General features: G+C 50.7%; 18 protein-coding genes and 1 tRNA gene. 6 read left to right on the forward strand and 13 right to left on the reverse strand.

What is annotated here, in order from left to right:
• Nucleotides 1-10 precede the first annotated feature (10 nt).
• The 4 genes from sdhA to RGU75_RS19530 form a co-directional block, all read right to left on the reverse strand.
• The gene (gene sdhA, locus RGU75_RS19515) at nucleotides 11-1789 is read right to left on the reverse strand and encodes a succinate dehydrogenase flavoprotein subunit (protein WP_322238792.1); all 1779 of its coding nucleotides are present in this window, start codon (nucleotides 1787-1789) and stop codon (nucleotides 11-13) included.
• Nucleotides 1790-1791: 2 nt separating this feature from the next.
• The gene (gene sdhD, locus RGU75_RS19520; protein WP_322238794.1) at nucleotides 1792-2157 is read right to left on the reverse strand and encodes a succinate dehydrogenase, hydrophobic membrane anchor protein; all 366 of its coding nucleotides are present in this window, start codon (nucleotides 2155-2157) and stop codon (nucleotides 1792-1794) included.
• Between the two features lie 2 nt (nucleotides 2158-2159).
• Nucleotides 2160-2576 carry a succinate dehydrogenase, cytochrome b556 subunit gene (sdhC, locus tag RGU75_RS19525; protein ID WP_322238795.1) on the reverse strand — a complete coding sequence of 139 codons (417 nt, stop codon included), beginning with the start codon at nucleotides 2574-2576 and terminating at the stop codon, nucleotides 2160-2162.
• Between the two features lie 282 nt (nucleotides 2577-2858).
• Entirely contained in the window at nucleotides 2859-3647 is a 789-nt protein-coding gene (locus RGU75_RS19530) for a GntR family transcriptional regulator (RefSeq protein ID WP_322238797.1), read from the reverse strand.
• 371 nt (nucleotides 3648-4018) lie between these two features.
• Between RGU75_RS19530 and RGU75_RS19535 the strand changes: the two genes are divergently transcribed.
• The 5 genes from RGU75_RS19535 (at nucleotide 4019) to RGU75_RS19555 (ending at nucleotide 11487) form a co-directional block, all read left to right on the forward strand.
• Nucleotides 4019-5008: a malate dehydrogenase gene (locus RGU75_RS19535; RefSeq protein WP_205320665.1), complete on the forward strand. Its 990-nt coding sequence runs from the start codon at nucleotides 4019-4021 to the stop codon at nucleotides 5006-5008.
• A 359-nt stretch (nucleotides 5009-5367) separates the two neighbouring features.
• On the forward strand, nucleotides 5368-6342 hold the full coding sequence (locus RGU75_RS19540; RefSeq protein WP_322238799.1) for an HpcH/HpaI aldolase/citrate lyase family protein: 975 nt from the start codon (nucleotides 5368-5370) through the stop codon (nucleotides 6340-6342).
• An 83-nt stretch (nucleotides 6343-6425) separates the two neighbouring features.
• Nucleotides 6426-6953: a hypothetical protein gene (locus RGU75_RS19545; RefSeq protein ID WP_322238801.1), complete on the forward strand. Its 528-nt coding sequence runs from the start codon at nucleotides 6426-6428 to the stop codon at nucleotides 6951-6953.
• Between the two features lie 326 nt (nucleotides 6954-7279).
• Nucleotides 7280-10003 (forward strand): aconitate hydratase AcnA, encoded by a 2724-nt coding sequence (gene acnA, locus RGU75_RS19550; RefSeq protein ID WP_322238803.1) that lies wholly within the window; start codon nucleotides 7280-7282, stop codon nucleotides 10001-10003.
• Between the two features lie 227 nt (nucleotides 10004-10230).
• On the forward strand, nucleotides 10231-11487 hold the full coding sequence (locus RGU75_RS19555) for a DUF2863 family protein (RefSeq protein WP_322238805.1): 1257 nt from the start codon (nucleotides 10231-10233) through the stop codon (nucleotides 11485-11487).
• 94 nt (nucleotides 11488-11581) lie between these two features.
• Here RGU75_RS19555 and RGU75_RS19560 read toward each other — a convergent pair whose 3' ends face one another.
• Nucleotides 11582-12703, reverse strand: a complete 1122-nt coding sequence (locus tag RGU75_RS19560; protein ID WP_322238807.1) for a M14-type cytosolic carboxypeptidase — start codon at nucleotides 12701-12703, stop codon at nucleotides 11582-11584.
• 133 nt (nucleotides 12704-12836) lie between these two features.
• Between RGU75_RS19560 and RGU75_RS19565 the strand changes: the two genes are divergently transcribed.
• Nucleotides 12837-12913: transfer RNA gene (locus RGU75_RS19565), tRNA-Pro, on the forward strand.
• 317 nt (nucleotides 12914-13230) lie between these two features.
• On the opposite strand, the gene RGU75_RS19570 is transcribed toward RGU75_RS19565, so the two are convergent.
• The 8 genes from RGU75_RS19570 to RGU75_RS19605 all read right to left on the reverse strand — a co-directional run bounded on the left by RGU75_RS19570 (nucleotide 13231) and on the right by RGU75_RS19605 (nucleotide 23704).
• Nucleotides 13231-14901, reverse strand: coding sequence for a class I adenylate-forming enzyme family protein (locus RGU75_RS19570; RefSeq protein ID WP_322238809.1), 1671 nt, complete (start codon nucleotides 14899-14901; stop codon nucleotides 13231-13233).
• Between the two features lie 234 nt (nucleotides 14902-15135).
• On the reverse strand, nucleotides 15136-16380 hold the full coding sequence (locus tag RGU75_RS19575; protein ID WP_322238811.1) for a CoA transferase: 1245 nt from the start codon (nucleotides 16378-16380) through the stop codon (nucleotides 15136-15138).
• 474 nt (nucleotides 16381-16854) lie between these two features.
• A complete protein-coding gene (locus RGU75_RS19580) occupies nucleotides 16855-18579 on the reverse strand; it encodes a sigma-54 interaction domain-containing protein (RefSeq protein ID WP_322238814.1) in 1725 nt (574 codons plus the stop codon).
• Between the two features lie 516 nt (nucleotides 18580-19095).
• Entirely contained in the window at nucleotides 19096-20223 is a 1128-nt protein-coding gene (locus RGU75_RS19585) for a CaiB/BaiF CoA-transferase family protein (protein WP_322238816.1), read from the reverse strand.
• A 2-nt stretch (nucleotides 20224-20225) separates the two neighbouring features.
• The gene (locus RGU75_RS19590; RefSeq protein ID WP_322238817.1) at nucleotides 20226-20894 is read right to left on the reverse strand and encodes a 3-hydroxyacyl-CoA dehydrogenase family protein; all 669 of its coding nucleotides are present in this window, start codon (nucleotides 20892-20894) and stop codon (nucleotides 20226-20228) included.
• Nucleotide 20895: 1 nt separating this feature from the next.
• The gene (locus RGU75_RS19595) at nucleotides 20896-21771 is read right to left on the reverse strand and encodes a 3-hydroxyacyl-CoA dehydrogenase family protein (RefSeq protein WP_322238819.1); all 876 of its coding nucleotides are present in this window, start codon (nucleotides 21769-21771) and stop codon (nucleotides 20896-20898) included.
• 8 nt (nucleotides 21772-21779) lie between these two features.
• Nucleotides 21780-22946 (reverse strand): acyl-CoA dehydrogenase family protein, encoded by a 1167-nt coding sequence (locus RGU75_RS19600; RefSeq protein ID WP_322238821.1) that lies wholly within the window; start codon nucleotides 22944-22946, stop codon nucleotides 21780-21782.
• A gap of 14 nt (nucleotides 22947-22960) precedes the next feature.
• Complete coding sequence (locus RGU75_RS19605; RefSeq protein ID WP_322238823.1) at nucleotides 22961-23704, reverse strand: SDR family oxidoreductase; 744 nt, start codon at nucleotides 23702-23704, stop codon at nucleotides 22961-22963.
• Nucleotides 23705-23706: the final 2 nt, after the last annotated feature.

Genomic DNA, 23706 nt, shown 5'->3' on the forward strand with positions numbered 1-23706 from the left:
CTAGACCTTATTAGAAAGTACGTGGTTTTGGCTTGAACGTATCAACCGTCAGGGGCTTGGTAATCACCGGTTTGTAATCGAGACGATTACCTTCGGAGTACCACAACGAGTGCTTCATCCAGTTCTCATCGTCGCGCTTTTCGTAATCTCGATGCGCGTGAGCGCCGCGTGACTCCTTACGGGCAGCGGCGGCCGTAATAGTTGCCTTGGCTACTTCGATCATGTTATCGAGTTCAAGTGCTTCAACCCGCGCAGTGTTGAAAACCATCGACTTATCTTTGAACGAGACATTCTTGCGACGCTCATCAAGGATCATAATTTCTTTGTAACCTTGCTGGAGCAATTCATCCGTCCGAAACACGCCACAATAGTGCTGCATCGTCTTACGGATATCATTGGCAACATCTTGTACGCGCTCAGTACCTGTGCTTGTTTCCAGTTTTGCGACACGCGCCATAGAAGCGTCGGTTGCATCAGCAGGAAGAGGTTTATTGCTGCGCTCTTTTAGCTTGCTGTCAACAATATGGTTACCGGCTGCGCGACCAAATACAACCAGATCCAGCAGTGAGTTAGTACCCAGTCGATTAGCACCGTGCACCGATACGCAGGCACATTCGCCAATCGCATACAAGCCATTTACAATCGCGTTAGGAATGCCATCTTTCGGCACTACTACCTGACCATAAACGTTAGTCGGAATACCACCCATTTGATAATGGATCGTTGGTACGACCGGGATAGGCTCTTTAAGCGCATCGACGTTGGCAAACTTGTGACCGATTTCAAGGATGGATGGAAGGCGCTTTTTGATGGTCTCAGCGCCAATGTGGCGAAGATCCAGCATCAGGTGATCTTTATTAGGACCGCAACCGCGACCTTCTTTAATTTCCTGGTCCATTGACCGCGACACGAAGTCACGTGGTGCCAGATCCTTCAATGTTGGAGCATAACGCTCCATGAAACGCTCACCTTCGGAATTGATGAGAATACCACCTTCACCCCGAACGCCTTCAGTAATCAACACACCAGCACCGGCAACACCGGTTGGGTGAAACTGCCAAAACTCCATATCTTCCAACGGAATGCCAGCACGCGCCACCATACCCATACCATCACCGGTATTGATAAATGCATTAGTTGACGCCGCCCAGATACGGCCAGCACCACCAGTTGCCATGACAGTTGTCTTGGCTTCCAGCATCATGATCTCGCCAGTCTCCATCTCAAGAGCAAGTACTCCGAGTACGTCGCCGTCAGCGTCTTTCACCAAATCAATCGCCATCCACTCAACGAAGAAGTGGGTCTTGGCGCGAACATTACGCTGATATAACGTATGCAACAATGCATGACCGGTACGGTCAGCTGCAGCACAGGCACGGGCGACCGGTTTTTCACCGAAGTGAGCCGAATGACCACCGAACGGACGCTGATAAATCGTACCGTCAGCGTTACGGTCGAATGGCATACCCAAATGCTCTAGTTCGTACACGGCTTTCGCCGCTTCGCGACACATAAACTCAATAGCGTCCTGATCACCTAAGTAATCAGAACCCTTGACTGTGTCAAACATGTGCCAGTACCAATTGTCCTCTGACATGTTTCCCAGAGAGGCACCGATACCGCCCTGCGCTGCAACTGTATGCGAGCGCGTAGGGAAAACTTTAGACAAAACGGCGACATTTAAACCAGCTTCCGCCAACTGTAGCGAAGCACGCATACCGGAACCACCGGCACCAACGATTACCGCATCAAAGCGGCGTGTAGGAATTGTGGGTTTAATAGCTGCCACGATTACACTCTCCACAAAATCTGCGCCGCCCATCCGGCACAACCGACTAGCCACAAAATTGTGGCAACTTGCAATACCAGTCGCAGAGCAACCGGCTTAACGTAATCCATCCAGATATCACGCACGCCAATCCATGCGTGAAAAAACAGTGCTGCCAGCGCGACGAAAGTCGCCAGCTTAAACCACTGGTGCGAGAATAATCCCGCCCAACCTTGATAACTAAAATCGCTTGCGGTCAAAAAGGAGATCAACAGAATAACGGTATAAATCGCCATTACAACTGCGGTAGCGCGTTGCGCAAGCCAGTCACGCAAACCGTAATGTGCACCAACGACTAAGCGCTTAGCCCCAATATTATTATTCGCCATTTTTAGAATGCTCCGAACAGTTTTAACGCGACCACTAGCGCCAGCGGCAAGCTAATTGCAAATACGCCGACTGCGGATTTGCGGGCGCTATCCTTGTCGAGGCCGACATGGTTATCCATGACCAGATGACGAATACCAGCGCAGAAGTGATGCAGATATGCCCATGACAGCGCCAGGATAATCAATTTGACGAACCAGTTGGATGTAATGCCCTTGAAGTATTCAAATGAACCTTCAGACACCAGACTTGTGTCAAGCAGGAACAGAATGAAAGGCAATAACAAAAACATCAACAAGCCGCTAATACGGTGCAAAATCGAAATAAAACCTGCCAAAGGCAAGCGATATCCAATAATTTGACTTATGTGAATGTTACGAAATTGTGGCCGCTGATTTTTTTCGGCTTCGGCATCAGACATAACGGGGGTTCTCCTCAGTTTTAAAACAATTGCGTGATTTTCGCTTATTTTGGTGCAGCACACCATTAGTTCTTAAGTATTCAGCAAAATTACCTCAGAAAAATCCAATTATCATCTAATTGGCAGAGTTAATTTAGTCATAAAGCCTTTAAATATCATTCCAATCTAGCATCTTACGACAACCTGCTATTCGGTGAAATTGCGCCCCTATTTATTGTATTGCTCGCTTTTTCCACACCGATTTAGTCGGTATTACACTGCGCCGACTTCCCTAAAACACACTTAACTCAATTCATTCTGATAGTGATGGCGATCAGTAACATACAGCCCACGCCTAACTTCCACCGGTTTGTCGCCATACGTGAACGACACGCGCTCGACACTTAATAACGGTGACATCGGCGGCACAGACAGTAATTGTGCCACTTCCGTATCCGCGCTCGCAGCACGTATTTGCTCAGTGGCGCGAATCATTCGTGTAGCAAATTCAGTCTCAAACAAGCCATACATGGGCCCACGATATTCAACTAGCCGCTCCAGGGTTAAGCTCTTGAATATCGCGCCAGGCAACCATAACTCCTCAAGTATTGTCGGCGCACCCTCAAATGACATAACGCGCTTGACGAATACTACCGAATCTCCGGATTTCATGTTTAGGAGGCGTGCAATTTCCGCCGGAGCGCGTAAACGCTTAAGCTCAATAACTCTTTTATCGGCCGGCTTAGGCTGTCCATCGTCAGGCATTAAACGCAAAAATCTAAATTGCGCCTTGTCTTCGTGGTGCGTCGCAACAAAAGTACCTTTTCCCTGACGTCTCACCACTAAGTTTTCTGCGGCTAATTCGTCGATCGCTTTACGGACAGTTCCTTGACTTACCTTGAATCTGTTCCCTAGCTCTACCTCGCTGGGAATAAGTTCGCCCGGCTTCCACTCTCCCGACTGTAAGCGCAGCATAATAAGTGCTTTAATTTGCTGATAGAGCGGACTAAAGGTTGGGGATGCTGCAGGGACGACAGCACTGCCGACGTTGACTGGATCAGTGCTAATCATATTGGATGGGATGGAACTCATAACTTACGATTTCAACACATAAACACCCATATAGTCCAGCACAAAATCTCTTGGTAAGATGTCTTATATAAGATATAAGATAGTCATTGACAGACCAACTTCACGCGCCTACACTCGCGGGAAACCGTTATTAGATTGAGGTTATTTGTTTATTGGCTGCTTTTGGTCACAGGAAACATCTGACCAATAAAATATCTGATAAACGTTGCTGCTTCTGATTTTTTTTGCTTATCACTGCTTTCGTCGTCCGTCAGCATTGATATTGGCTATAAGCTGTTCGCTAAAACAAACTGACGCACGCTGTTTTCGACGGTATCATAGTAGATCAGGTATACAGATTACGCTTTTCATCACCACTCTGGAGATTCAACATGGCTAAAACCCCAATGCGTGTTGCCGTAACCGGCGCAGCTGGTCAAATCGGTTATTCCCTTTTATTTCGCATCGCCAACGGCGACTTGCTCGGCAAAGACCAACCGGTCATTTTGCAATTGCTAGAAATTCCTGACGAAAAAGCCCAAAAAGCACTAAAGGGCGTCATTATGGAAATCGACGATTGCGCATTCCCGTTACTGGCTGGCGTTACTGCACATAGTGATCCGCTAACCGCGTTTAAGGATATCGACGTCGCCCTACTAGTCGGCGCACGTCCTCGCGGCCCTGGCATGGAGCGTAAGGATCTGCTCGAAGCCAATGCGCAAATTTTTACCGTTCAAGGTAAAGCTCTGGATGCAGTCGCCTCACGCAATGTGAAAGTATTGGTCGTTGGCAATCCAGCTAACACTAACGCTTACATCGCGATGAAATCGGCACCTAACCTGCCAGCGAAAAACTTCACTGCAATGCTGCGTCTAGATCATAACCGTGCATTGTCGCAAGTCGCGGCTAAGTCCGGCAAGCCAGTCGCCTCTATTGAAAAAATGTTCGTTTGGGGTAATCACTCACCAACGATGTACGCTGACTATCGCTACGCGACAGTTGACGGCCAGTCGGTAAAAGATTTGATCAATGATCATGAGTGGAATAAAGACGTTTTCTTGCCAACAGTTGGTAAGCGCGGCGCCGCCATTATTGAAGCACGTGGTTTATCGTCGGCAGCATCGGCAGCCAACGCAGCAATTGATCATGTGCGTGACTGGGTCCTTGGCACCAACGGCAAATGGACTACCATGGGTGTCCCATCGGACGGTTCATATGGCATTCCGGAAGGCACTATTTTCGGCTTCCCAGTGACGACCGAAAACGGCGAATACACCATCGTTCAAGGCTTGGAAATCGACGCATTCTCTCAAGAGCGTATCAACGTCACGTTGAACGAACTGTTGGAAGAGCGTGAAGGCGTTAAACATTTGGTTGGCTAATCTGGTGCATTAAAACGTGCGATCTTTAACCGGTCGCATGCTGCAAAACTGATGCGGGCAACATTTTTCAGATTTGCCTTCGTCAGTTGTTTCAAGCGCATTGATACACATAGTTTGATACACAGAAATTGTTTACTGTAATAAGAATAAAAGAACCAAGAACCAAGAACCAAGAATTAACTTGAGAAATAAGAACCATCTGTAGTAATTATCATAAATAGTTAGTTATATTTAGTTGTTAGTAGCCGTATGATGTTTTAAATAAATAGCAATTTGATCGCTGTTAAAAATTATCGCATCGTTATTGCAACTCGCTGGCAATACCCCTAATTGAGTTCATTTAAGTCAAGCTAAGTCGTATGAATCCTACCGAGGTTTTATTCCTAGGCAAACATCCACCGGTCTTATTGCCGGCGTGTGACCATTACGCCGGTTCAGAAAAGCTCATGCGCAAATCGGTCTCGCTTCAACACGACCTAGGCCCGGTATTTGATATTACGTTCGATTGCGAAGATGGTGCGGCTGCCGGTAATGAGGCTGCTCATGCACGATTGGTATCAGAGGTTATTGCGAGTGCCGACAATCGGTTTAACCGTATCGGTGCGCGCGTCCATGACATCAGCAGTAGTTTTTTCGAGCAAGATGTAGAGATTATTTGCCGGAAAGCGGCGACTCTTGCCTACCTGATGGTCCCCAAGGTGGAAAGCCTTGCCGATGTCAGCACCGCTATCGATCTGATCAATCACCATAGTCAACGCGCTGGCCGCGAGACTTTACCAGTCCATGTTCTGATTGAAACTCACGGCGCGCTTGCCGATGTCGCAGCGATCGCTGCCCTTCCCCAGGTTGAGTCGCTGTCGTTTGGAATTATGGATTTTGTTTCATCCCATTACGGCGCAATTCCCGGCGCTGCTATGCGTTCACCGGGTCAGTTCACCCACGCTTTGGTGACGCGCGCCAAGCTTGAGATATCTGCCGCCTGTCATGCACACGGCAAAACCCCTTCGCATAACGTCACGACAGAGATACACGACAGCGCAGTCGTCGCAGACGATGCCCATCGCGCCAGAATGGCATTCGGTTACACGCGGATGTGGAGTATCCATCCGCAGCAAATACGCTTCATTTTGGGCGCATTTTCTCCAACCGAGTCAGAAGTGAGCGACGCGACTCACATTTTACTTGCCGCCCAAAAGGCGGATTGGGGTCCAATCCAGCATCTCGGCACATTGCATGATCGTGCCAGCTATCGGTATTATTGGACCGTTTTACAGCGAGCGAAAAACAATGGCGTAGTACTGCCGCCGCTTGCTAATAGTTTATTTACGAATTAAACATTGCACTTTTTTTAGCTTACTAATATTGTAGCGCGCCCATTGATGTAATTAATAACTGCCCAACCAACAGTTCAGACAATATGAAAAAAACTCTCTCTATTCTTAGCTTGCTGTGCGCTAGCTTGATGATAACGGCACCATTAACATCCATCGCACAAACCACTACAGGTCAACCAGCAGCAACGAAAAAAGTAGTGAAGAAAAAAGTTGCCAAGAAAAATACCGGCAAGAAAGCCATCCCTGCAGCAGAAGTGGACGACGGTGAAGATGAAGGCACTCCCGATATCAAAGTCGCCGTGGCGGTCGAATACAACTGCGAACTGGGAAATAAATTAACCATTTATCGCAACGCCGCAGACCCCAAACACATTGCATTACGTTGGGGAAAAACCCTGCATCGTCTAACCAATGTAGCGACGACGACTGGTGCAGACCGATTTGAAAATCACAAATATGGCTTGGTATGGATCGGCATTCCGGCAAAAGGCATGCTGCTCGATTCTAAAAAAGGACAGCAATTGGCCAACGAATGTAAATCGCCGGAGCAAAATGTGGCTCCTGCGGCAGCACCGGCGGCTAACCTAATAGCTGAGCCAGTGCACGGTTAATAGAATTAAAATGCAGTAATACACCCGCATACCGGGCTACGACGATCATCATGGCTAACTCATGAAGAGCAGCCATGGTTGTGTCGCGCTCTTGTCCTATTACATTGTCCTATCATTTTGTAAGTGGTACAGCAGCATTCAAAGTATCTTTTTGGTATTTTTGAAAGTGAAAAAATATGTGTGTAAGAAGTTGACGTTTTTGACGCGCAGTACAATAAATTTTGCGTTAAAAATCGATGTCAATTACCTATTCAAACCGTCCCAAAAAGCAACTTAAGCTAAGTACCAAGTACCGTTTTACTCAGATTGTAAATCAAGGAGAAACCATGTCACGCAACACGTTGAACACCCTCAAGGAATTTAAAATTTCCGATACCAAGAAAGGCAAATTTTATTCCTTGCCTGCACTTGAAAAGAAACTTGGCATCAACATTTCACGCCTTCCGGTCTCCATCCGTATCGTGCTGGAATCAGTGCTGCGTAATTGCGACGGCAAGAAAGTAACGGAAGAACATGTCCGCCAATTAGCTGCGTGGAACGCAACTGGCGCGCGTACAGAAGAAATTCCGTTCGTCGTCTCTCGTGTTGTACTGCAAGATTTCACCGGCGTCCCGCTGCTGGCTGACTTGGCTGCTATGCGTAACGTTGCCGCACAACTCGGTAAAGACCCGAAGAATATTGAGCCGTTGGTGCCGGTTGATCTGGTCGTTGACCATTCCGTACAGATCGATCATTTCCGCGAAAAGAAAGCACTCGACCTCAATATGAAACTGGAATTCCAGCGCAATAATGAGCGCTACCAGTTCATGAAATGGGGCATGCAAGCCTTTGATACGTTCGGCGTCGTTCCTCCAGGTTTTGGTATCGTCCACCAGGTTAACCTGGAATATCTAGCACGCGGTGTGCATAAAAAGGGTGACGTATTTTATCCAGATACATTAGTCGGTACTGATTCCCACACCACCATGATTAACGGTATCGGCGTAGTCGGCTGGGGCGTTGGCGGTATTGAAGCAGAAGCCGGTATGCTCGGTCAGCCAGTATATTTCCTGACACCAGATGTCGTCGGCGTCAATCTGGTCGGCCAATTGCGCGAAGGTTGTACTGCGACTGACTTGGTCCTGACCATCACAGAACTACTGCGTAAAGCAAAAGTTGTTGGCAAATTTGTTGAGTTCTTCGGCGAAGGCACAGCGTCCCTCAGCCTGACTGATCGCGCAACTATCGCCAACATGGCACCAGAATATGGCGCAACGATGGGTTTCTTCCCAGTCGACGAAGCAACGCTTGACTACTTCAAGGGCACTGGCCGCAGCAAGGCAGAAATCTCAGCTTTCGAAGGCTATTTCCGCGCGCAAAAATTGTTCGGCATTCCAAAAGAAGGCGACATCGATTACACCACTGTCATCGAACTTGATTTGAGAACAGTTGCACCATCATTGGCGGGTCCGAAACGTCCACAAGATCGTATCGAAATTGGCAATGTAAAAAATAACTTCGCTGAACTATTCAGTAAGTCTGCTGCAGAAAGTGGATTCAACAAAAAAGCAGAAGATCTTGACGCTAAATACGTCAACACCGACGGCGTCGGCCTGATGAACGGCGATGTATTGATCGCCGCGATTACTTCATGTACTAACACATCTAACCCAAGCGTCATGCTGGCGGCTGGTCTGCTGGCTAAAAAAGCAGTTGAAGCGGGTCTCAAAGTCTCACCGCACATCAAGACCTCGCTAGCACCTGGTTCACGTGTTGTGACTGAATACCTGACCGCTGCCGGTCTGCTTCCGTACCTGGAAAAGCTGGGCTTTGGTGTCACCGCATACGGTTGCACCACTTGTATAGGTAACGCAGGTGATTTGACGCCGGCGATGAACGAAGCGATTGTCAAAAACGACGTCGTTGCGTCAGCAATTTTGTCCGGCAACCGTAACTTCGAAGCACGGATTCACCCGAACATTCGCTCCAACTTTCTGGCATCGCCACCGTTGGTCGTGGCATACGCCATTGCCGGTAACATGACACGCGATCTGATGACTGAGCCAGTTGGCCGTGGCAAAGGCAAAGATGGTAAAGCCAAAGACATCTATCTTGGCGATATCTGGCCGACTTCGCAAGAAGTTGCCAAGCTCATGAAATTTGCGATGAATGCCAAGACTTTCAAGGCAAACTACGCAGACGTCAAAGGCGCACCTGGCAAGTTGTGGGAAGGCATCAAGGGCGTAGCCCAAGGGGAAGTCTATAACTGGCCAACTTCGACGTACATTGCCGAGCCTCCATTCTTCCAAGATTTCACTATGGAACCAAAGCCAGCTGCTACTGGCATCACTGGCGCGCGGGCATTGGGCGTATTCGGCGACTCCATCACAACCGACCACATCTCACCAGCCGGTGCGATCAAAGAATCCAGCCCAGCTGGTAAATGGTTAGCTGAAAACGGTGTCTTGAAAGCCGACTTCAACTCCTACGGTTCACGTCGTGGAAACCATGAAATCATGATGCGCGGCACTTTTGCCAACGTGCGTATCAAAAATTTGATGATTCCGGCAATGCCAGACGGTTCACGTGTTGAAGGCGGCATTACACTGCATCAACCAGCCGCTGTAGAGATGTCAATTTACGATGCTGCGATGCAATACGTCCATGATGGCGTTCCGACCATGGTCTTCGCTGGCGAAGAATACGGTACAGGTTCGTCGCGTGACTGGGCAGCTAAAGGTACACAACTACTAGGCGTAAAAGCAGTTTTCGCGCGTTCGTTTGAGCGTATTCACCGTTCGAATCTGGTCGGCATGGGCGTGTTGCCATTGCAGTTCCTAGGTACCGACAGCGTTGATACACTTGGCATTACAGGCGATGAGACTTTCGACCTTAAGGGTATCGATGGAGAAATCAAGCCACAACAAGATGCAACACTTGTGATACATCGTGCAAATGGCGACATCCAGGAAGTCACGGTTCTGTTACGCATCGATACACCAATCGAAGTTGACTACTACAAGCATGGCGGTATTCTGCCATTCGTGTTGCGTCAGTTATTGGCTGCCTAAAATAATCTGAATTAGATTATCTGAAATTGGCCGGGTTACTTGTTACTCTAAAGAACCCTGCTTCGGTATAGTAGGCTGGATTTAAAGCGTACTGACAGCAAAAAACGCCGGACTATTTACTTGGTCCGGCGTTTTTTTTCGTCCCTGCATGCATACTCCACTACAATAGAAGTATTCAATTCGGCAGTCTGCTGCCTCATTCAACACGCTAAGTATCAAACACCTCTATGCGCCGTCCGTCTAAATCACCTCGTAAGTTCTCCGCTGACAGCCACCGACTGACTGAACTCGCACAAGCCCTTGTACTTGCCTCTAGTCGTATGGAACAACGTGCTTGGGAACACGATATCGATACTCATCTGAATAAACTCTTGAAGGGCCATCATCAAGAACCAATCGACAGCGCACTAGAACAATTATTCCCGGACCAGGCCGACGCTTATGATGCTTTGATGGATGCAGTGGAAGCCTGTAGCGAATCGTCCGTGATTGAGCAAAATGGGATTCAATACGATACCCTTTTAGTCGCAATGCCAATATTGGCATGGACCCGATTTTCCATTGCATCCGGAAACGTGCCACCCGACATGGTCACCACACTGACTAGCCATTTGCACGCGCACATACTGGCCCCTGGCGTCCTCGTCGCACTCATGCCTACCTTGTACGCCATAGATCAGTTGCCGCGCTCCCACGCTGACACCTACACATTGATGCAGCGTATGACGCAGGCGGCGCTCACAGGAACAATCGTTACCAATCCACCTAATGCACCTGAAACTGCGCCATTTTTAGCCGACACCCGCTATTTACTAGCCACGCTGGTAGTCCCGACCGGGCATGCGTTCTTTTGCTGGCAACCGGGCGCTGCCAGCGTTACCACCATCGGCACAGCCAGCACCGCGATGAAAAAGGCCGTCGCACTCGAACATTGGCAGGCGCAGGTAACGCCGAATATCAGTCGCCTTTTACCTGGATGCGGTATCGATTTATTGTTGCCCGAAGCGTATTTTGTCGCTTGCCGTGAAGGCGATAAACAGATCCGTCCGGTCTCTTTACGGGCTGCAAGTTATTACCTTGCCACTACGCTAGAAATCGAAAGCAAGGATCTGCATGTGACAATCGGACGATTTAGCGAAGAACCTGAAAGCAACCGAGTTGATGAATATAGGATCGGTTTTTCTATCGGGCAAACTAGCGAAATCATCTACGGCGTCGTCTGGCCACTGTACGGCCAGGAAGAGGCCATTGAAGAACCAACCGATCAGGCTGAATCCGACGCAGAAAGCCAAACGCCGTTGGAGCAAATTTTGTCGTTATTGCGCGAGTGCGGCATCAATGACATACAACGCCACGATGAGTTATTTGCGATGGAATTCTGTGACGATTGCGGATCACCATTTTATGCTGACCCAGAAGGCGAATTAGTACACCCTGAAATGCCAGAGGACGCACCGCCCAGCGGATCGACACATTTTCACTAAGATAAACGCGTGCAGTCGACACAAGATCGATTGCAAAAAAAATGCCGCGACGATAAAACGTACGCGGCATTTTTTACATCTGCCGACAATTTTTTTAAGCAAACGCCTTCAAAATCGGTTGTAAACTTGCGGCGCCAAGTCGTGCACTCCGCGCACCGTTCCAACCATTTGTAACGTCGGGCAAATTCGCATTATCCTTAAATGGCAACTCCAGCGTCAACGACAAACATTTAAATGTATGGCCAACATATTTTGAAGCAAGCGCCAACATCTCGGCATTGTACTTACCCGCACCATAGCCATATTTGCTCTGAAAATCCGGGCTAGCACTTTCAAAGTTCGCGATGAATTTAATTTGCTCCATCGCCTGTTCTGCCGTAAATCCTTCCAGCATCTCAGAACCCGCAACAAAGATGTACGGCAATGCCTCATCACCATGAACATCTAAAAACAAATCACAACCAATTTCGTGAATCTTATTTTTGACTAAAAACACTTCCGGACTATTCTCAATAGAAGGTGTCATCCATTCACGATTCAAGTTAGCGCCAGCGGCATTAGTCCGCAAATTACCACGTACCGAACCATCCGGATTCATATTCGGGACGATGTAAAATACCGCCTCCTGCAAAACCCGTGTAGCGATGGGATTAGCGCCATCCAGCAACGCATCAACCAGCCCTTCAACAAACCATTCAGCCATCGTTTCACCTGGATGCTGACGCGCAATCACCCATACTTTTTTCGCCGCAGATGGATTCCCGATCACTAGCATATTCAAATCGCGACCGTCTACCGTAGAACCTAAATCTTCAACCGTTACCAAGGATGAGCGCCCTGCCCGCCCCAACAATCCCAAATGACGTTCCCATGTATAAGGCTCAAAATAAGCGTAATACACGCTATCGTGCTCAGGCGTATGCGATATGTTAAGAACCTGTCCATCAAAAGTGGTCGGCACACGAAACCAGGCCTCACGATCGTAACTGGCAACCGCCTGATAATCCTTCCAGCCGTTAGTATAAGTAGCCTGTCCAGCATTCATCAGGCTAATATCACAAGCCTCACCACGCGCCCCTTGCAATCGAAAATAAAACCACTGACAAAAATCCGCATGCGAGTCACTGCGAATATTCAACTCAATATGTTGAGGCTGTTCCGCCCGCAAAACTACGATGGCGCCACCATCAAAATGCTGGCTGATTTTTATTGGCATAAGATAATTAGGTTAACTTGACGACGGCAACTTCATTCGATGATTGAAGACAACGCTACGTCGCAATTTAGTTGAGACTTTAATAATCCACGTGGATTAAATTGCCCCTGCCCTGATATAATAACAGGCTAGTCGGGGCGTAGCGCAGCCTGGTAGCGTACTTGGATGGGGTCCAAGGGGTCGAGTGTTCGAATCACTCCGTCCCGACCAATAGAATCAAAGACTTAGGCCAATCTTGCGATTGGCCTTTTCGTCTTTTAGGGCTCTAGAATAAAAATTAGGGTACAAAATGGCGACCGTGTATCGATGCCTTGAAATTCTTCTGTCAGCAAAATCTGGGTACAACTTTGTTTCAGATATTTTTACTGGGCAGCGAAGCTATGATCAACGCCTGTAATGCACAAAAGTATCCCCAAGAATCAATAAAACCACGTCTAATTTAATTTTCGTGCCCAATTCTTGCCAGCTTGTGCTTCCCAAACCACCAATTCACGGCGACTGCTAAGGAACCACAAGTCTGTCCCTGGTCAGGGAGCGTGGTAACGCACAGCTTGTGGTTGCACACGACCGCTTTGCACCCATTGCGTCAATTCACGTTTGAGGATTTTCCCGCTTGGGGTCATTGGAAACTCTTCCACCACCATGAAGTATTCCGGCATTTCATACTTGGATAAACCTTGTTCTGCGAGGTGCAGCAGTATCTCCTCGGCCGCAGGAGCTCTTTCATTAGCGATGATGGCGAGGCAGACCTTTTCGCCTAGTCGGGAATCTGCTACGCCGAATGCGACAGCCTTCTTCACGCTCTCGTGCCGAAGCGCAAAATCCTCAATGTGGGATGGATAAATATTGTAGCCGCCGCGTATGATGATGTCTTTCTTGCGCCCGATGATTTCCAGATTGCCCTCGTTGTCGAAGCGTCCGAGGTCTCCGCTCATGAACCAGCCGCTGCTATTGAAGGAGGATTCGGTTGCCGACTGATTGCTGAAGTAGCCTAACATCAGAACGCCTCCGCGGCCGCCAATTTCACCGATATCACCAGGTACTGCTTCTAAATCCGGATCGTCAGGTTGCCATAATCGAATTTCGTAGCCGGAACACGCTTTGCCGCAAGTACCGGTTATTACGCCAAAAGAGTCGGTCGGTTTGGTGTACTGATGCGAGCCGTTTTCGGTCATGCCATAGACGTTTTGAGGCTTAGCGCCGAGCGATAGTAGCCGGCTTGCGGTTTTATTCGGGATGTTTGATCCTGCCATGTAAAACACCTCGACGTCGCCAATGCGGGTAACGCCGCGCCGCTCAACTTCCTGCAACAAATCGATCGCGTGGGTCGGTACTCCCATTACATAGGTAGTCCGGGTGAGTTCGATCCAGTCGAGTGGCGCGATCCCGGCTAGGGGATCGTACATGACCAGCTCACATCCCGTCACCAGCGCTTGCTCCAGTGCAACGATGGCGACGTGGTGACTCATCGGACTTAAGGTCAGCACAATGGTCTTATGAGTTGGTCCCCAGTCAGCCACCAATGCACGACCGTTAGCCAACAGAGTGTTGTCGCTGTGCATGACCGCCTTGGGCATTCCGGTGGTGCCACTGGTAAATGCGAGGTACACAATCTGATCAGGGTGGGTACTCGGTAGCGGCAGCGGAATACGAGACGGTTGTCCAGTTAAGGGCATGTGGTACGCGCCAGGTGGCATATCGGTATCGGGTGCAAGTAGCGGCGGTAATGCATAGACCCGTTTCATCCCGCTTAGTGCGATGGCCTGCGCGAAAATATCCGAGGTTGCAGCGTCTGCTCCCCATCCGGGTTGCGCGAAAAGGGCCCGGCTTTCGATTCTTGTCAGCAACGTGACGATCTCTGCCACGGTGTAGTTCTGGTGTAATGAGGGATTGCAAATATACCCGTTGCGCGAACAGGCCAGCAGCACGACTACTGTTTCCACCCGGTTTGGTAGCCAGATCGAGACTCGATCACCGCGTCGCAATCCACTGTCATACAAATTAGCTGCCACGGCATCCACCCAGGCGACCAGCACGCGCCAGGTCAACCGGCGCGTGCTGTCACGCAGCGCGTAAGCGTTGCCACACTCCGTCGCATTGCGGCTCGCCAGAGAATACAAGGTATCCGTCTGCCATACGCCTGCGAGGTAGTTCTCCCTGGCAGCGGCCGGATCATGCAAGGTAAGAAGATGTGACATGCTGGTATTCTCCGAAAATGTCGTTCTTCAGTATCTGAAATGCGTTGGATCAGGCGTACCGTGCCTGATAAATAGAGGAGCCGACTAGAGAGGCCGGTCCATGTCACTGGTCCTTATTGCGCCGCCTGAAAACAAGTCTAACGCTGATCTAACCGACGGCTTTTTAAGCATGCGTGGGCGGATCGGCGTCTCCTGGATAAAGCTGGCGCCCTCGAACGACATAAAATCACCCCCTCAGATAATGCCTTTTGTACGCAGGTGTTCCAGCTCTGTACTATCGCTATTGAGCCAGGAACGCAGGATTAGGTCAGTATGCGCCCCAAGTCTGGGCGGCGGCATCTGCGTGCCTTCCGAATGTCCGTCAAATCGGATTCCCAGACCCACTTGAGGAATGGGGCCGTCTTCTCCTTCAGTTTGGTAGATGAAACCCGACTCGCGTAGCGCGGGATCGCTGGCAACGTCGCCTACCGTATTGAGTGGTCCGGCCGGAACGCGGGCACGCGTGAGCAAATCTAACCATTGCGCACGAGGCTTGCTTAGCAGTATCCCTGCTATCAGTTCGACGATTTCTCCGCGCCGCGCACAACGCATTGCATTGCTTGCAAACTCCGGAAGGAGGGCCACCTCGGGCCTCTCCACCGCTTCCCAGAAACGCTTCCAGATCGCGTCGTTGCCTAAGCCTAGCGTGATGGGTTCATCGGCCGTATCGAACACCTGATAGATCGCGATGACACTATCGCGGCCGCCAGATCTGCGGGTAAGTTTGCCAGATCCGAGGTAAGGCATCAGCCTCGGCGCTATGAAGCGTGACATGCTTTCCACCATCGATATGTCAATTTCGCAACCTGCACCATTCCGCTCGCGACGCAGCAATGCGGCCAGTACGGCCATTGCAGCATCATGCCCTGCTAGCAAATCCGCTGCGGGAGTACCCACCTTTTGCGGGGCACTATCCGGCTCGCCGGTGAGATCCATGACGCCGGAATATCCTTCCGCGATCAGGTCATAACAAGGCATATCCGCACGTGCTCCGTGGAGACCAAAACCTGTCACTGAAACATGGATCAGGCCCGGGTTCAACAAGCGTAGCGATACTGCATCCACACCTAGTTTGTGCTGTACCCGCGCGACCAGATTAATTAGAATGACGTCGCATTCGGCCACCAGTTTGCGCAGAATGTCCCGTCCTTCCGGTACGCTGAAATCCAGGGTAATGCTATGTTTGCCCCGATTAACGCTCATAAACCAGAGTGATTCCCCATGTAGAAAAGGAGGTCCCCAGGCGCGTGCATCATCACCTTTCCCTGGCTTTTCCACCTTGACGACGGTAGCGCCCATATCGGCAAGCAACTGGCCAGCATAAGGGCCGGCAACCGATGAGGTGAGGTCGAGAACTTTCACTCCGGCCAGCAGATCAAGCGCTGGTGTCGACTTCAAAGGCAGATCATTCATGGGTAATTGTTTTTGTAGTGTGGACATTATGTTGCTCACTCAGGCATGGATACTTAAATTCCTTGAGCAAACTCTGTGCCATACCATGGTTAGTGTCTCACGCTAAGGGAGACTGGCGATAGCCGGTCCTGAGTGGGCCGGACCTGATCGCAAAATAAGCGTTTGGGTGTCTTTACCGAAGACAAACGAAGGACTATTGCCCTCGTTGCAGACATAAGAAATTGCGTTGTGGAGACACGTTTTATATCTTTGGGTTGTGTCACTGGCATGTATCACCTTCGGGCGATCCCAACGTTTCTGACAGATGGGCTGGTCGACCGTGCCTACGGAATCCACGACGGCGAAGTTCGCGCAGCGGGACCGTTGATCAAATTGGGGAACTGGCTTTGGCTAAGGAATACTTATAGGCGGTATTACGAAGCATTATTATAAAGCGGCGTAAAGCAGATTCCGGGTCGATCACAACCGTGTGATAGAGGGTGATCGCTACCCGGGATAAGTTTAGCCTTCCGACTCCGGGACATGCATTTGCGCCAGGCGCTTGTAAAGATAGGAGCGTGAGATGCCGAGTTCAGTAGCAACCTGTTTTTTGTTACCACGGCAGCGCGCCAATGCCTGACGAATGAGTTGTTCTTCCACTTGTTCGACAGCGCGGCTGACGCGCATGGGCTCTGCCGGGTCTGCCTTTGGTTCGCGCGCAATTTTATCCTCGAACGTATCTGAAGGTGCTGCCTGCGACACTTCGGAAGCATCTGAATCAATGTGACCGAAATCGGCAGGCTCGATCACATCGGACTCGGTAAATATTGCCGCACGCTCTACCATATGTATCAGCTGGCGTACGTTACCAGGCCAGCGCTGACCTTTCAAAAATACCAGTGCCTGATCTGAGAGTGTCTTCGGACGTTGTCCGTGCCGCTCGGTAAACTGGTTAAGCGCCATTTCAGCCAGCAAAGGAATGTCTTCAAGTCTCTCCCGTAATGACGGAAGCCGAATCGTGACAGCACCGATACGGTAAAAAAGATCCAACCGGAAAGTACCATCGGCGATCATCGCCTCGAAGTTACGATTGCTGGCCGTGACCAGCCGAAAGTTCGAGTGATGCGACTCGTTCCCACCGACCCGTTGAAACGAACCGTCCTGCAAAACGCGTAGCAACTTTACCTGAACTTCGGAAGGCATATCGCCCACCTCGTCGAAAAATAAGGTGCCGTTATCAGCTTGCTCGATCTTACCTTTTCTGCCTTTGCGCTCTGCACCCGTAAACGAGCCCGCCTCATAGCCGAACAGTTCGCTCTCGACCAGTGTGGCTGGCAGCGCGGCTGCGTTGACCATCACCATCGTGGCATCGCGTCGGGAGCTCAGCTTGTGGATGGCATGCGCAGCGAGTTCCTTGCCGGTGCCGCTTTCCCCGGTAAAAAGGATAGCGACATCCATCGGTGCGACTTTCACGATCTGCTGCTTGAGACGCTGCATAGCCGGGCTTTCGCCGACCATCTGATCCAGCCCGTAGCTGCGGTTCTTCAGATCGCTTAACTCACGACGGTAAAAGGCTGCTTCAGACTTGACCTTTGCCAGTTCACCCGATAATGCCCGCAGTTGTTCCGGGCCCTTAAACATGATCTGTCCGATAGCCCCGACCATTTCTCCCCGGCTGTTGCGTATCGGATTGCGCGTCACCACACGGGCCACGCCACGCATTTCCTGAATTAACCCGATTTCGGCCTTGCCTGTTGCGGCGACGTGATGCAGCCTTGTATTCTCAATAACATCGGTCACGTGACGCCCTGCAGCGCTGCCCGCCTTAAGACCAAAAAACCGCTCATGCACCGGGTTCATGTAGCGCAGCACACCTTCCCGGTCGACCACGGTAAGGGCTTCAAACGGATTCGTAAGCAGATGGGCGAGGATGTCGCCTCCAAAGTCGATGGAGGCGACCAGTTCAAACAATGCGTCACGACCCTCGCGCTGCATCGCTACCAGCACCGTCGCGTCAGGAGTCGGAAGAACGATCACAACGACATCAGTATCATCCGGGCCCTCTATAGAAAACAGGTGTTGCTGATTGCGACGTGCATCATGCCATCCACGGACGATACGAGCGGCCATTTCGCCCTCGGCGGCGATACCGCCTGCAGCCAGTTCTTTTCCATCAGCACCCAAAATTAGTACGCCGCGCAGGGAACTCGGCGTCACGCCTGCGGGGCTTATGTCTGGTATTTTCATTTCAAATATTATACTTCTATTTTAGTTGCCCTTGCCGCCGGGAGCGACCGCCTTTCACTGAACAAATGTAATTACTACGAACACTAAGCAGATTAACGTGACCGGTGACGAAATCGTCGCGTTTGTGGTGGGTGACAAAAATCTGCCTAGAATTTTGACGGCGCAATGGTCATTTCCTCATTCGATGTATCCCGCACTGCATCATCCAATGTGCGACATCACAAAGTGATTGTTTACGTCGCGTTCACTCCCTTATAAACACTGAAATAATTCGATGCGCTATTCAACAGTCAGGCAAGTTGATTTGGATAAATTTTGGCTAAATTGCGTCAGGTAAATCCGTAGAAGCTGTTTTACATTTACCTGACGAATGTAGTCCGCTCGGGCGACTTATACGGAGGTGTTAGTGCAACTGAGTTATTAAGGCGAAAATCATTACCCACTGCGCACCCATTCGACTGGCCGCTTACGCTTAACACGCGCTCTCAAAATATAATGATGACGACCGCTTTATTATTAAAGCTCTCCGATTAACGCTGTATTACTCTGTCCCAGCTCAGGTGCACCCGCCGCCTGGGTTTGTCGAAATACATTGCATATCGGTACTGGCAGCGCTGGGATTGAATCGCCCTTGCCGCTATCCAGCGTCTGCGTGAATAGCCCGCGTCCGATAAAATGTGGATCGGCGACCGCATCCTCCAGATCGGCTACTAATCCCACACATACTTCCCTGCCCTTAAATTTCTCTAACCAGTAATCTGCTGAATGTTGGGCGATGGCAGCGGCCACCCTTGCTATAGCTTGCTGATCATCGGCGGCAAGTTCCTCCTGTGGTATCCCGATGATTTCAGTAAAATTAGTCCAAAATTTATCCTCAAGCGGTGCCGCCGCAAGATAACGATTGTCGCTGGTCCGGTAGACCTGATAACGCGCCGAGCCACCTGTCACCAGTTCCTTGCCGCGCTTCGGCCATTCACCAGCGCTGAAGCCGTTACCAAGTCCCCAGTACATAAAGGTAAATAAATTGTCGGCCATGGCAATATCGAGATGACATCCGAGACCGCTCTGCGCGCGCGCTTGCAACGCCAGCAAAATATTCATCACTGCCGGATAAGCTCCACCGGCAATGTCAGCCACTAGCGCTGCCGGCAATACCGGCGCGCCGTCCGCACCGGTCGACAGCGCCAGCATGCCGCTATCGGCAACGTAGTTCAGATCATGTGCGGCGATCTGTGCTTTAGGACCGGACTGGCCGTAACCAGTGATAGAGCAATAGATAATCTTCGGATTGATGCGCGAAACAGTTTCATAATCGAGGCCCAGACGTTGCATGACACCTGGACGAAACTGCTCAACGATGATGTCGGCGCTGCGCACCAGTTCTTCCAGACGTGCGCGTTCCGTCACTGATTTGAGGTCAATCGCAATCGATTTCTTCGCTCGGTTAAGGAGAGCAAAATTGACGCTATCATTCCCAAATTTGGGTGTGTAACTGCGCATCTCATCGCCGTTGCCAGGGCGCTCGATCTTGATGACTTCAGCACCCGCCTCAGCTAGCAGCAGCGTCGCCATAGGACCAGGTAACAGAGTGCTGAAATCGAGGACGGTGATACCATGCAGGGGCTGGTGGTGAGGCTGTCCCATATTCAGTCTCCCTGACTATGCGCCATTGCCATCTGTGCTGCACGCGCCGGTGCATAGGGTTCCTGGCGCAATGCCTGGTAAAGCTGCTCGCTGACCCGGCAATGATCGGCCAGACCAGTACGCTTGAGTAGCGCAATCGGACCCTCCGGATAACCGAGACCCAACCTTAGCGTCATATCCATGTCCTCGGCGCTTGCCAATTGCTCATCAAGTCGACGCAGCGCCGCGTTGTAATAAGGCCGCACAAGACGGTTGACGATTCTGCCGGGAAAGTCCCCACACACTGCGACGACCAATCCGGCTGCTTCGAGTGCCCCCTTTGCGGCCGCCAGTGCGACCGGCGATGTTTGTGGCAGACGCACCAGTTCAATCAGATTACTAGGTTCAGCATCGCCCAGACGAAAACGCGCAATACCAACCACGTTAGTCCGAACGGCAGGAGCATTTGTATCGACATGCACACCGAGACATTCGATATCGAGTTCAATAGCGATAAATACAGCGTCAGTTACTGTTGGCGAAGACCGGTAGGCGGCCCCGGCCTGAGCGCCCAGATAGACTGTCGCGATAGCATCGCTATCAGCTTGCGCAATGAATGAATGGTCGACCGGAAACGAGCGGCTGATGCCGGATGAAATAATACAATAAGGTGTCTGCATAGGTGTTTCCATCTCAAGCTCCGAACATTTTAGTATTGGTATAGTTGAGGAAGCCCTTACCGGATTTTTTGCCAAGTCGGCCAGCAGCGATCATGCGTTTGACCAGCGGCGGACAGGCTGCCCGCGGTTCGTTGGTCAACCCGTACATCGCCTCACATAACAGCCGTTGCGTATCAAGACCCACTAGATCAAGCAACTCCATTGGTCCCATCGGATAGCCCAGCGCGGTCTTGATAGCCAGATCAATATCGGCCGCCTCGGCCACGCCCTGCTCAACTAAACGGATAGCATCGTTGTGATATGGAATTAAAAAATAATTCAGGATGAAGCCGGGCGTGTCCTGAGTCCGTACAGGCTTTTGCCCCATGGCCTTACTAAACTCCCAGGCTGCAGCAAATGTCTCTTCGCTGGTGTTCATGCCAGCTGACATCTCCACCAGCTTCATCAATTGTGCAGGAAGGCAAAAATGCATCCCTACAAAGCGATCATCACGGCCACAACCGCCTGCGATCTCGGTAATCGAGATGGTCGACGTATTCGAAGCAAAGATGGTGTGCGGCGGGCAAACCGCATGCAATCGCTGAAACAATTGATGCTTGACAGCCAGGTCCTCAAATACTGCTTCGATAATAATATCGCAATCCGCCATACCTGCTGCATCAGTGCTGCCAGACCAGTTCTGCATGATCTGTTCCAGTTGAACCGGTTCCAGCTTCTTGCGTTGCACTGATTTTTCTAGAAAGGCGAGCGTCTGCTGACGCGACTGCTCCAATGCTTCCTGTCTGGTATCGAGCACCTTGACACGAAAGCCTGCGCGAGCGGCTACAATCGCGATGCCGGTTCCCATGGTGCCGCTGCCGACTACGCCGACGGTTTTAATTACTGTCATGTTTGTTCCTATTTCAAAAGAAAGCTACGGCCAATGAGTTGACGGTGTACCTGATTGGTACCTTCCCAAATCTGGGTGATTTTAGCGTCACGCATGAGCCGCTCAACGCGATAATCCTTGCAATAACCATAGCCGCCCAATAGCTGTACGGCCTCGGTGGCGATGCGCATCGCTGCATCGCTGGCGCGCATCTTTAATATCGATGCCTCGGTACCAAAATCTTTTTCTCCGGAATCGACCATTGCTGCTACACGCCACAACCAGGATTCACACATCACCAGCTCTGCAGCGAGGTCGGCAAGTAAAAATTGAATCCCCTGAAACTCGATAATTTTTTTGCCGGACTGCTTGCGCTCGTTGATGTAAGCCACCGCATCCTCGAAAGCCGCGCGCGCGATACCCAGCGCATGCGCCGCAACACTAGGGCGAGAACGATTTAGCGAGCCAAATAGTATTTTCAGACCATCGCCAGGATTTTGAAGAAGATTGGCGCGCGGCACACGGCAGTTATCAAAAGCCAGCGAAGCAGTACTGGAGCCACGTGTGCCCATCTTATTCTCTGTACCGGTCACGCTTAACCCTGGCGTGCCCTTTTCAAGGATCAACACTGAGATCGCTGCCTTTGGATCGTCAATTTCGCTCCATTTTCCGAACAGCAGATACTGGTCAGCAACGTCACCATTAGTAATGAAAATTTTGCTACCGTTGATGACGATGTTGTCGCCATCCGGACGGAACGAGGTTTTCATACCAGTCGCGTCCGAGCCCGCCGATGATTCGGTGATGGCAAGAGCGGCCAGCGCTCCTTCTGCAATCTTTGGCAGAAACTGCGATTTCTGTTCGTGATTGCCGAACTCGATTAATGGCTTGATCGCATGAAAATTAGTGGCCCAGATGATGCCAGTGGAAGCACACGCCTTGGAAATTTCCCGTACGCATGCCAGATAGCAGGTGAACGACAGCGGTGCGCCACCATATTCTTCCGGAACGAACATCGCGTTGAGACCAAGCTGGTTGATGGCGTGGACATTATCCCAAGGAAACTCTCCACTTTCATCGACTTCCGCTGCTCTTGAAGCAATCTCCTTACGTGCCAGTGCTTGCACACTATCGAGAATCATTTTTTCATCTTCGCTCAGAGGTAAGCGATTATCTAATCTTTCCAGCACATTCATAGCGCGTCCTTCTTTTAGTGTGCGACGCCTTGCGCGCCGTCAATATAAATTGTCTCACCGGACATAAATCCGCCAGGCATGGCAAACAAGAGGGCGACCAGTGCGCCTACGTCATCAGCTGTGCCGGGCGCCCCGTTTGGAATGCGTTTTTCAAGAAATGTGCGCAGCGGACCTTCCGACATAGATGCGCGGTTAAGGTCGGTAACGATATAGCCGGGGGCGACGTTTAGTACCCGCACACCAACGGAGGCCCATTCGACTGCCAGGCAGCGCGTGATCGCGCCGACTGCGGCCTTGGAGGCGCAATAAGCGAGGTTGCGCTTAACGCCCATTTTGTCAAAAAATGAACCTATATTGACAATCAGTCCGCCCTGCTCGCGCAAATACGGAAACACACTCTGACTGCCTATCACTACCGAGTTGGCATTGGTTTGCATTACTTTGTCAAATTCCTCCAATGGAAGCGACGCTGACTTGCCTTCCATATGGATGCCGGCATTATTCACGAGCCCGGCTATCGGGACGCTGCACCGAGACTGAATGTCTGCGATGGCCGCTCGCACCTGGCTAGCATTGGTCACATCGCAAGCGGCACTCAACCAACGTTGGCGTGCTTGCTCCGAAGCATCGGGCCGATGCGGAAGGTCGCCTGAGCGTGAGAGGCAACCAACCATGAAGCCAGCCTCCGCCAGACTTTCGGCAATTGCCGCACCGATTCCACGACTGGCACCGGTTACGATAATACAAGACTGTTTCATGG

The organism is Glaciimonas sp. CA11.2, from assembly GCF_034314045.1.
GTDB lineage: Bacteria > Pseudomonadota > Gammaproteobacteria > Burkholderiales > Burkholderiaceae_D > Glaciimonas.